Annotated in this window: 7 protein-coding genes; 2 read left to right on the plus strand and 5 right to left on the minus strand. The window is 66.3% G+C overall.

Annotated elements, in window-relative coordinates; translation table 11 throughout:
• Positions 1 to 68: 68 nt before the first annotated feature.
• The gene (pgsA, locus tag HUK84_RS06910) at positions 69 to 665 is read right to left on the minus strand and encodes a CDP-diacylglycerol--glycerol-3-phosphate 3-phosphatidyltransferase (RefSeq protein WP_176639633.1); all 597 of its coding nucleotides are present in this window, start codon (positions 663 to 665) and stop codon (positions 69 to 71) included.
• Positions 666 to 794: 129 nt separating this feature from the next.
• The gene (gene uvrC, locus HUK84_RS06915; protein ID WP_176639628.1) at positions 795 to 2,675 is read right to left on the minus strand and encodes an excinuclease ABC subunit UvrC; all 1,881 of its coding nucleotides are present in this window, start codon (positions 2,673 to 2,675) and stop codon (positions 795 to 797) included.
• 390 nt (positions 2,676 to 3,065) lie between these two features.
• Here uvrC and HUK84_RS06920 point away from each other — a divergent pair, with 390 nt between their 5' ends.
• The gene (locus HUK84_RS06920) at positions 3,066 to 3,860 is read left to right on the plus strand and encodes an exodeoxyribonuclease III (protein WP_176639634.1); all 795 of its coding nucleotides are present in this window, start codon (positions 3,066 to 3,068) and stop codon (positions 3,858 to 3,860) included.
• Positions 3,861 to 3,947: 87 nt separating this feature from the next.
• Here the strand turns inward: HUK84_RS06920 and HUK84_RS06925 are convergent, their stop codons facing one another.
• The gene (locus HUK84_RS06925) at positions 3,948 to 4,661 is read right to left on the minus strand and encodes a response regulator transcription factor (protein ID WP_176639629.1); all 714 of its coding nucleotides are present in this window, start codon (positions 4,659 to 4,661) and stop codon (positions 3,948 to 3,950) included.
• Between the two features lie 313 nt (positions 4,662 to 4,974).
• Here HUK84_RS06925 and HUK84_RS06930 point away from each other — a divergent pair, with 313 nt between their 5' ends.
• Positions 4,975 to 5,502 carry a L,D-transpeptidase family protein gene (locus tag HUK84_RS06930; RefSeq protein ID WP_176639630.1) on the plus strand — a complete coding sequence of 176 codons (528 nt, stop codon included), beginning with the start codon at positions 4,975 to 4,977 and terminating at the stop codon, positions 5,500 to 5,502.
• A 16-nt stretch (positions 5,503 to 5,518) separates the two neighbouring features.
• On the opposite strand, the gene HUK84_RS06935 is transcribed toward HUK84_RS06930, so the two are convergent.
• Positions 5,519 to 7,384, minus strand: a complete 1,866-nt coding sequence (locus tag HUK84_RS06935; protein ID WP_176639631.1) for a cation:proton antiporter — start codon at positions 7,382 to 7,384, stop codon at positions 5,519 to 5,521.
• A 94-nt stretch (positions 7,385 to 7,478) separates the two neighbouring features.
• Positions 7,479 to 8,238 (minus strand): RsmB/NOP family class I SAM-dependent RNA methyltransferase (locus HUK84_RS06940; protein WP_176639632.1); only part of this gene is annotated, 760 nt, incomplete at its 5' end.

Genomic DNA, 8,238 nt, shown 5'->3' on the forward strand with positions numbered 1-8,238 from the left:
CCGGCGCGCCAGGCATGAGAGCCAGGGCGATGAGAGGCCATGGCCAGCCGGGCCGTGACGCGCGCGGGTCAGGATGCGATCTTGGACGCGCCATCGGTGCGGCCGATATGGCGCAGCCCGGCCAGCAGATAGTCCCATCCGGTGATCACCGTCAGCCCCGCCGCGATCCAGAGCAGGGCGGCGCCGACCAGGCCGACCCGCAGCCATTGCAGATGCAGGAGCGCCCCGGTGCTGTCGCCCGCCAGCAGGAAGCCGATCGCGGTCATCTGGATGCCGGTCTTCCACTTCGCCAGGCGGGTCACCGGCAGGCTGATCCGGGTGGAGGCGAGGAATTCGCGCAGGCCGCTGATCAGGATTTCGCGCGCCAGGATGACGATGGCGGGATAGAGCGCGGCATAGGCCAGCCGGCCGGTCCCGGCCAGGACCATCAGCGACGCCCCCACCAGCAGCTTGTCGGCGATGGGGTCCATCATGCGGCCCAGGTCGGAATATTGGTGCCGGGCCCGGGCCAGTTTGCCGTCCAGATAGTCGGTGAAGGCGGCGGCGATGAAGAGCAGGCACGCCGCGCTATCCGTCAGCGGCCGCCCCATCGCCACCAGGGCCACCAGGACGGGAATCGCCACGATCCGCGACAGGGTCAGGACGTTGGGCAGGTCAGTCAGCATCACCGAAGGACAGTACAGCAAGACGGGTAGAACAGGAACGGTCCATCACGACGGTCTGATGACGAATCCGCTCAATGCCGGCCGGGCATGCCGTCCCTGTCTTGCCCACCCCCCCGTCTTGCCCGTCCCTCACTCGCCGGTCCAGCCGGGATGGAAATGGCCGTAGACCACCCGGGCGGTCTCGCGATTGATTCCGGGCGTGGCTTCCAGTTCGGCCAGACCGGCCTGGCGGACGCCGCGTGCCGAGCCGAACTGGTTCAGCAAGGCGCGTTTGCGCGCCGCACCGACGCCGGGAATATCGTCCAGTTCCGACCGGACCAGGGCCTTGGAGCGGCCGGCGCGATGGGTCGTGATCGCGAAACGGTGGGCCTCGTCACGCAGGCGCTGCAGATAGTACAGCACCGGGTCGCGCGGCGGCAGTTGGAAGGGCGGCCGGTCGGCCATATGGAACCATTCGCGCCCGGCGTCGCGGTCCGGCCCCTTGGCGATGGCCACGAGGGTCACGTCGTTCACGCCCAGATCGTCCAGCACGGCGCGGACCGCCGAATACTGGCCCGCGCCGCCGTCGATCAGCACGATGTCCGGCCAGTCGGCGGCATTCTGCCCTTCCTGCCGTTCGCGCAGCGCGCGGCTGAAGCGCCGTTCCAAGACCTGGCGCATCATTGCGAAATCGTCGCCCGGCGTTACCGGCCCACGGATGGAGAATTTGCGGTAGCTGCGCCTGTCGAAGCCTTCGGGCCCCGCGACCACCATCACGCCATAGGCATTCGCCCCCATGATATGGCTGTTGTCGTAGATTTCGATCCGCTTCGGCGCGCCGTCGAGGCCGAACAGGTCGGCCATGCCGTCCAGCAGCCGCGCCTGCGCGGTGCTTTCGGCCAGGCGGCGTTCCAGGGCCTCGCGCGCGTTGGTTTCGGCGTGATCGACCACGGCGCGCTTCTCGCCGCGCTGGGGGGTGAGGATTTCGACCTTTCGGCCGCGCTTGATCGCCAGCGCGTCGGCCATCAGCGCGTGCTCGGCGATGGGGCCGTTCAGCAGGATCTGCGCCGGCGGCGGCTTGTCGTCATAGAATTGCGCCAGGAAGGCGCCGAGGATGTCGGCGGGGGTTTCGTCGCGCGCATGGGCGGGGAAGAAGGCTCGGTTGCCGTTGTTGCGGCCGCCGCGGACGAAGAAGACCTGGATGCAGGAATGGCCCGCCGCCTGGGCGATCGCCACGATATCGGCCTCGTCCAGCGAGGCGGGGTTGATCACCGAGGAATCCTGCATCGCGGCGAAACCGCGGATGCGGTCGCGAATGGTCGCCGCGCGTTCGAATTCCAAAGACGCGGCCGCTTGCTCCATCTCGTGCACCAGCTCCTCGTGGATGCCGGTGCGCTGGCCGGACAGGAAGGCGCGTGCCTGTTCGACCAGGTGGGCGTAATCCGCCTGGTCGATCCGGCCGACGCAGGGCGCCGAGCAGCGCTTGATCTGGTACAGCAGGCAGGGGCGCGTGCGCGCCGTGAAGACCGCATCGGAACATGAGCGCAGCAGGAAAACCCGCTGAATCAGGTTCAGCGTCTGGTTGACCGCCCAGGCCGAGGCGAACGGCCCCCAGTAGGATGCGCCCCGGGCGGGCTTGCCGCGATGTTTCGTCACCTGGGGAAAGGCGTCGCCGTCGGTGAGCATAATCCAGGGATAGGATTTGTCGTCGCGCAGCAGGATGTTGAAGCGCGGCTTCATGCGCTTGATGTAGTTGGCCTCGAGCAGCAGGGCTTCGGCCTCGGTATGCGTGGTCACGATTTCCATCGTGACCGTTTCGGACACCATGCGGCGCAGCCGTTCGGGCAGCTTGCCGACATGGGTGTAGGAGACCACGCGGCGTTTGAGCATCCGGGCCTTGCCGACGTATAGTACCTCGCCCTTCTCGCCGATCATCCGGTAGACGCCGGGCGAAAGCGGCATGGTCAGCAGCGCCTTCTGAATGGCCCCGACACCCTTGACGGCCAGCGGCGCCATATTGTCGCCGTCCATCAGACAGGCCGTCCATTCATCCACCGATTATGTGGATAAGTCTGTGGAGCAGGCGCTGACAGAATCGTGGCGACAGCGGTTTTCCTGTGTCCGGCTTGGATTGCATAAAAAAGAAGCAAATCATTTAATCCGTTGATTTTACGCTAAATTATAGGCTGGGATCGACTACGGATATGTGAAAATCGAGCAATCTCTTGGAAAATAAAGAAGTCAATCCCCGAGGTGGACAAAATCCACCGACTCCTGTTCTTCCCGCCGACGCGACTCGATCCCGTTTTGTTCGTCATTCCACTGCCGTTCTGTTTCCCTTATCCCACGGAATTTTCGCCATTCCATCCTGCGTGCCGATTCGGCCTTGCCAGAGGGCACATGATGGGCAATGGCACGGATATGCGTATCGTGACCTGGAATATCAATTCGCTTCGCCTGCGCCTGAAGCTGCTGGAGCGGCTGGGCGAGGAACTGCGCCCCGATATCGTGTGCCTGCAGGAAACCAAGGTTCCGGACGAATTGTTCCCGGACGAGGCGGTGCGTGCGCTGGGTTATGTCCATATCCAGCATCGCGGCATGAAATCCTATAATGGCGTGGCGATCCTGTCGCGCGTGCCGCTGACGCCGCTGGATGACACGCCCGACTGGTGCGCGCGCAGCGATTGCCGGCATATCGCGGCGTCCTTCGCGCTGGGCGGGGCGTCGGTCGAGCTGCATAATTTCTATGTGCCGGCCGGCGGCGACGTGCCGGACCCCGAGGCGAATCCGAAATTCGCGCACAAGCTGGCCTTCGTCGACGAGGCGACCTCGTGGTTCACCGGCCGGCCCAGCCGGCGGACGATCCTGGTCGGTGACCTGAATATCGCGCCGCTGGAACAGGATGTGTGGAGCCACAGGCAATTGCTGGACGTGGTCAGCCATACCCCGCCGGAGACCACCCGCCTGCAGGCCTGGCTGGCCTGTGGCTTCGTCGATGCGATGCGGCATTTCGTGCCGCCCGAGGAGAAGCTCTATACGTGGTGGTCCTATCGCAACCGCGACTGGAAGGCGTCGAATCGCGGGCGGCGGCTGGACCATGTGTGGGTGACGCCCGACCTGACGGCATCGCTGCAGAACATGACCGTACTGCGCGATGCGCGGGACTGGCCCACCACGTCGGACCATGTGCCCGTTGCCATGGATTTTTCGGCCTAGCCGGCCGGCAGCACCACCCTGGGCGTCTGGCCACCCACCCTGGGCGTCTATCGGCGGCCTGCCTGACGGCCGGCCGCCTTGTCCGCGTCAGCCGCGCAGGCCGCCTTCGGGATCCAGGCGGTAGCCGCCACCCTCGGTCACCAGCAGCGACGCGTTGGTGGGATCGGGTTCGATCTTCTGCCGCAGCCGGTAGATATGGGTTTCCAGCGTGTGGGTGGTCACCGCGGCGTTATAGCCCCAGACCTCGTTCAGCAGCACCTGGCGCGGGACCGGGCGTGTGCCGGCGCGGTAGAGGAATTTCAGGATCGCCGCCTCTTTCTCGGTCAGGCGGATGCGGCGGTTGCGCGTCGGCTCCTGCAGCAGCTTGGCCGAAGGGCGGAAGACATAGGGCCCGATCGAGAAGACGGCGTCCTCGCTGTTCTCGAAGATGCGCATCTGCGCCCGCAGGCGGGCCAGCAGTTCGGCGATGCGGAAGGGCTTGGCGACGTAGTCGTTCGCACCTGCATCGAGGCCGCGTACCACGTCCGTCTCGTCATCCGAGCCGGTCAGGATGATGATCGGGATCCGCTTGCCCTGGCGGCGCAGCTCGGCGCAGAAATCGCGGCCGTCCCCGTCCGGCAGGGTGACGTCCAGGATGATGGCGTCGAAGCGCGCGCCCGGCGCGTTCAATTTGTCCCACGCGTCGGCGACCGATTCGGCCTCGATCGCCTGGAACTCACCTTCCAACTGCAATTGTTCGACGAGCATATGACGCAATGTCTGATCGTCATCCACTATCAATATGGGACGCGCACCTGCCATCGAACCCTCTTTTATTTTTGGCCTTTCCCCTTCCAGTGGGGGGATAGCGCCTTATAGCCTATATCGTTCCCAATTCGGAATCGGCACCCGCCGAACCACGCCGTCCCGGGCCCGCATTCGCGACCATACAGACGCACGGACGCCGATCAGTCTAGTCCAGCCTTCGAAATTCGTAGGCGAATTTCGGAGATCAACAGGCCACTAAGATATTATTTTATCTGGTGTCCACTATGAATCTGACATCCAGCGGATCTCGGATTCGGGACATTAGGCCCGATTCTTGTAAAAAAGCGACCCGCCAGGAGAGACCCCGATGATACGCGCAGTTCTGGAAACGCATACGGGGGCGGATGCACGCCTGCGTTGCAGGGGCGAGCTGGTCCCGGCCGCGATCGGTGCCGGAGGGATCCGAATTCTCAAGCAGGAAGGCGATCTTGCGACGCCGAGCGGTGTTTTGCCGCTGCGCCGCGTGCTGTACCGCGCCGATCGTGTGGCACCGCCGGCCTGCGCCCTGCCGGTGGAACCGCTGGCGCCGCATGACGGCTGGTGCGACGATCCGACCCATCCGGATTATAACCGGCCGGTCACCCTGCCCCACCCCGCGCGGCATGAGCGGATGTGGCGCGACGATGATGTTTACAATATCGTGATCGTGCTGGGTTACAACGATTCGCCGCCGGTACGGGGTCGGGGCTCGGCCATCTTCCTGCATCTGCAGGCGCCGGACGGGCGCCCGACCGAAGGCTGCATCGCCCTGCGCGAATCGGACCTGCGGCGCCTGCTGGCCGCCGGGCTGACCGAGATCGCGGTGCCCGAGATCGACCTGCCGATCGGTATCTGACCGGCCCCGCGTGTTTTCAGGACGATTCGGCGGGCGCGGGCGATTCCATGGCGATGATCATGTCGCCAGGCGTGGGAGCGGCCGGGATCTCGTCCTCGACCGAGCGGATCAGGATGGCGGTGCCCTTGCGCACCGTCATGATCGTCAGGCGGTTGCCGTCGGCGGGAGTCGCGGCCCTGGTGGCCGCCGAGGACGAGGACGGGGACGAAGCCGAGGACGGCGATATCCCGGGCGCCGGCGCGGTGGCGGGGGTGGCACGGAAGCGCCAGCCCCGTTCGTACAGCGTGTCGAACAGGGTGAAGTTCCAGGTCGGCTCGCCCAGCACCTTGCCGCGCGAATCGCGGCTGAGCCCGCGATACTGGTCCAGGCGCGCAACGCCGGGGCTAACCTGAAAGACCCGCTGGCGTCCGAAATCCGGAGCCAGGCGGGCGCAGACCAGGCCGTTATAGATCGCGTCGGGCGTCGCCGCGATCAGATAGTCGGCGGGGCGTTCCTCGAGCATCTCGATCCCTTCTTCCGACAGCAATTCGGCCCTCAGGGTCGGGATGCCGGCGCGCATGGCGGGAGACAGCGCGCCGGCATAGGTGTCGATCAGCAGGACCGGCACCCCCAGCCGGTGCAGGACCCCGGCGAGGTCGGTGGACCAGCTATTGGCTCCGACGATGGCCAGCGTGGGTTCGTCCGACAGGGTCAGGCGCAGGGTGCGGGCCAGGGGACGCAGCGAGAAACCGTGCAGGATCATGGTGGTGGCGATGACCGCGAACACGGCCGGTGTCACGAGGTCGGCGCTGGGATAGCCGGCCTCCTGCAATTGCAGGCCGGCCACGCCGGCGACGGCGGCGGCCACGATGCCGCGCGGCGCGATCCAGCCGACGAACAGGCGCTCCTGCCAGGACAGATTGGAGCGCATGGTCGACAGCAGGATGCCCACCGGCCGCACCACGAACAGCACCGTCAGCGTCATGGCCACGATCGGCAGCGAGAGCCGTTTCAGTACATCGCGATGCAGGTCGGCCGTCAGCAGGACGAACAGGCAGGACACGACCAGCACGCCCAGCGATTCCTTGATCCTGCGCAATTCCGACATGCCGGTGACGCGCATATTGGTCAGCGCAATGCCGAACACCGTCGCCGCCATCAGGCCCGCCCCCTCCATGATGAAGTTGCAGATCGCGAAGACGCTCATCGCCAGGGTCAGGATGATGGGGATGCGCAGGATTTCCGGAATCAGGTCCCGCACCGTCAGGAAGCGGACCAGCACGGCCGGAAACACGCCGCAGCCCAGCGCCATCATGGTGGAAAACAGTAGGTGCGGCACGATTTCGACCATGAACATGCCCGAATGCCGGTTGCCCTGAATGACAAGGAATTCCAGCACCAGGGTGGCCAGGATCGCGCCCACCGGGTCGTTCAGGATGGCTTCCCAGCGCAGGAAGGCCGCGACGCGCGGCCGCAATTTGGCGTGGCGCAGCAACGGCAGCACCACCGTGGGGCCGGTCACCACGATGATCGCGCCGAACAGCCAGGACGCCCCCCAATGCAGGTGTCCGACGAAATGCGCCGCCAGGGCGCCGAGGACCCAGTTGATGGGCAGGGCCACCACTGTCAGGCGCAGTACCCCCTCGCCCGCCGCGCGCCATTGCCGGAAATCCAGCGCCAAACCGCCCTCGAAGACGATGAAGGCCACGGCGAGCGAGACCATGGGGTGGAAATAGCGGCCGATCGCCGCCGAGGGATGCAGCAGCCGGGTGCCCGGACCGTAGAGCAGACCCAGCGCGAACAGCAGCACGATGGCCGGCAAGCGGAAGCGCCAGGCGATCCATTGGGCGCCGATGCCGCCGCCCAGTACGCACAAGATGCCGATGGCCAGGTTGTCCTGCATGCCCGCTTCCCGGATTTTGGGCCCGACAAGGCGGGCACGCATCAGATGATGATTGGAGAAATCCGGTCTTCCGACCAGAAAAAAAGCCGCCTTGTCAGGCGGTCCGTTCCAGGATCGCCGCGAAGAACCCGTCCGTGCCATGCCGCAGGGGAGACAGCGCGATCATCCCGTCCCGGGCGAGGCCGGGCGGCAGGCCGCAGTCGGGGGTGGAATCGGCGCGGCGGAAATGCGGCGTGGCGCGCAGGAAGGCGTCGATCCGGTCCTGATTCTCCTCGGGCAGGATCGAACAGGTGGCGTAGACCAGCCGGCCACCCGGGCGAACCAGACTGGCCGCGACGGCCAGGATTTCGGCCTGTTTCCGCGTCAGTTCGGCCACGTCCTGCTCGGTCAGGCGCAGGCGGGCGTCGGGATTGCGCCGCCAGGTGCCCGTGCCGGTGCAGGGGGCGTCGACCAGCACCCGGTCGAAGCTGCCGGCGCGGCGGCGGGCCCAGCGATCACCGGGGACCAGCAAATGCCGTTCGGCATTGTGCACGCCGGCGCGGCGCAGGCGGCGTACCGCGCCCTCCAGCCTGGCTTCGGAGACGTCGCAGGCGACGATGTGGCCGCGATTCTGCATGGTCATCGCCATGCCCAGCGTCTTGCCGGCGGCGCCGGCGCAGTAATCCAGCACTCGCATGCCGGGACGCGCGTCGGCGGCGGCGACCACGATCTGGCTGCCCTCGTCCTGGATTTCCACCAGACCGGCCTTGAATGCCGCGGTCGCGGTGACCGGCTGGCGGCCGGGCACCCGCAGGCCCCAGGGCGACAGATCGGTCTGCCGGGCCTCGATGCCGTCCGCCGCCAGCAGGCGCGCG

Origin of the sequence: Nguyenibacter vanlangensis (assembly GCF_013376155.1) — a bacterium.
Classification (GTDB): Bacteria; Pseudomonadota; Alphaproteobacteria; order Acetobacterales; family Acetobacteraceae; genus Gluconacetobacter; species Gluconacetobacter vanlangensis.